The sequence below is a fragment of the Okeania sp. SIO2B9 genome, from assembly GCF_010672505.1.
Classification (GTDB): Bacteria; Cyanobacteriota; Cyanobacteriia; order Cyanobacteriales; family Microcoleaceae; genus Okeania; species Okeania hirsuta.
Window position 1 is genome coordinate 1 of record NZ_JAAHGK010001129.1, and the last position, 2,516, is coordinate 2,516.

The following is a 2,516-nucleotide window of genomic DNA, read 5'->3' on the forward strand; positions in this document are numbered from 1 at the left end:
TAAATAGGCAATTTGTTCGAGTATATGATAATTTTCTGGCTTTAGTGAAATATAACCCTCATTTACCAATAGACTTTCCAAATATTTCTCCCCTGCAGTATAGCCACCTAAAGGAATATGAGTTCTGCCCAAAAAAAGCTTGAGTCCTTCTGGCTCTTTTCTTAAGTTATGGGTAGCATCAAAAATCCTTTCCTGTAGCTTCTCTAAATAGGAACGATACCAGTTTTTTGGTCCTAATGCTAACTCACTACCTGGCTCTGGAACGATTAGATTTTCAAAAGCACAATCATTTGTTACCCAAATACACTTAGTCAGAGGTATTTCTAGAATTTCCAAAGTTTGAATAAACCATTGAGGAGGAATCTCGTTATTATCCTTTGTCTTTGATGTTAGGCATAGAGCAAAAACAATGCCATCATGGATCTTGCTATTGAACGCCCATAAACGATGAATACTTTCAGTTAAAGCGTGTCCAAAGTGTAGATGAAAAGGACCTCCATAAATATATTTACCTGGATAGAATTTTAAATTATTGGCAACATTATTGTTTTGATTAACTTGTATTACTATGTCTTTGTACCTGTACCCATATGCTCTACCAGCGCGCATACGAAATATGCCTGGCATATCATCAGGAAAGACAAGACCTCCAATCCAATTGCGATCTTTAATTTTAATGGGTTTAACAATTGCATTCTGTATTTGAAAAAGACGATTGTTATCCATGATATTCTTTATTAAGGGTAATTTGAAAAAATACACATATCATATCTTGATCGTGAGCAAAACTATCAATTAAATTATTGCTCCAACACCTAAATAAAATTTAGGAAGATTAACTTAGTGCAAATTTAATACTTTCAAAAATATGCTCGTATGGCTCTCTTTTAAAGAAAGTTTCCTGTAGTTTGACAAAATCCAAATATTCTAGCCGACTGATAGTTTCTAAAGAATTCCATAAGGGCTGAAAATCTTTCCGCCATTGATTCCAGACAACAGTTTGTCCATGGTGGGGGAAAGTTGCAAAACTGAACTGAGGAAAAAAATCATGGATAGCAGCAACAATCTTGAAGACATCTCCCATCCAAGTCCCTGGTTTCTCTTGAGAAAGTCGCGCGAGCTTGGTGCAATCCTCAAATGATGGTTTAGCTTGAGCATAGCTTCCCGGACAAGTATCATCAATTAACCAAATAGTCTTTGCATGAGCGAAAGAAAGAGAGGCACAAAAGTCACGAAAAGTCTGCTCAAAGGTATGGAGACCATCTAAGTAAATCAGGTCAAATACCTCAAAATCTTTGGCATAATTCCTGAAGAATTCATCGCTAGTAACTTCTAGGAAAACTATATTGTCAGTGGCATATTCCTGGGTATTAAATTTGAATTTTGGCTCGACAGCTACTTTATTTTCTATATTAATTGCGTTAAAAGTTACACCCTTAGCTACCCCTATTTCTAGATAGTTAGATGATTGATTAATTGTCGCAAGTTGATTGAGGCGATCGCTTCTACTTTTCATAACTATGCTATTATCGCTTTGAGAATTTGAAGTTTGATTTGGGTTAGTATGCACTTGTAAATAATTTTCTTATATTTCTAAATAACGGGCTGATTCTGGTTCTTTTAATTTGGTTTGTATTCTATTTATAAAGTAATATTGAAGGCGTGCCAGTCTACTACTTACTTTGTTACTTAAAATGGCTTTTACCACCAATAAATGTGTCTAGGTTTACTCAGAGTTTGTCTCACCAGCCAATCTTTGAGTAAATCATAAGCTGGTTTGTATTTTTCTCTTTAATAACTACTATATTCTCCAACTATATGTTCCGGATTTGACAGTGGTAAAAGAGGTGTTAATGAGATCGATATAATTTTACCATCACTTCATGGACGAGTAAGGTTATTGATTTTTCCCTATTCCTCATTCTTTCTATTGACTACTTTTGAGGTTGTTTAAGCTGGAGCAAATTGGCAATTATTTCTAATTGTTTAGCAGATTTAGATAAAATAGCTAAACCTTTTCCATTGTTATGCCATTCAAGTTTATGTACTTCTGGATAGCGACTACAGAAATCTCTAACTGCTTTATTAACTGAAGGACATCTCACTCCTTTAGGTGGTCCTGATTTATAATCATCTACTATAACAATTCCCTGGGGATTTAAAAAACGAAGTGAGGATTCTAAATCGTGTAAACATCCTTGATAAGAATGGTCTCCATCAACAGTAAACCAATCCAAACCTGATGAATAATTTGTTTGGTAAAATTCCGGATTAAGAAGTTCGTTACTATCTCCTTCAATAATTTGGTAATCTTTAAATTTCCCCATCAATATAGCTGCCATTTCTCTGCCAAAGGGAGTTATATAATCCAGGTTTTTATCCAAAGATATAAAAGTTTTTGGACTACAAGAACTTAAGACTACTGCTGCAGACCTACCTGTGGCAAAACCAGTTTCTAAAACATATTTTGGCTGAACTATTTTACAAAGATTACTAATAAAAATTGCTTGGTCTGG

The 2,516-nt window shown here is 34.5% G+C and carries 3 protein-coding genes; all 3 read right to left on the reverse strand.

The features are described 5' to 3' along the window. Nucleotides 1–726, reverse strand: a 726-nt coding sequence (locus tag F6K13_RS28055) for a glycosyltransferase 61 family protein (protein ID WP_287289137.1), incomplete at its 3' end; no start/stop codon positions are given. A gap of 109 nt (nt 727–835) precedes the next feature. Further along, a complete protein-coding gene (locus F6K13_RS28060; protein ID WP_205127658.1) occupies nt 836–1,570 on the reverse strand; it encodes a class I SAM-dependent methyltransferase in 735 nt (244 codons plus the stop codon). Between the two features lie 364 nt (nt 1,571–1,934). Beyond that, nucleotides 1,935–2,516 (reverse strand): class I SAM-dependent methyltransferase (locus tag F6K13_RS28065; RefSeq protein ID WP_287289139.1); only part of this gene is annotated, 582 nt, incomplete at its 5' end.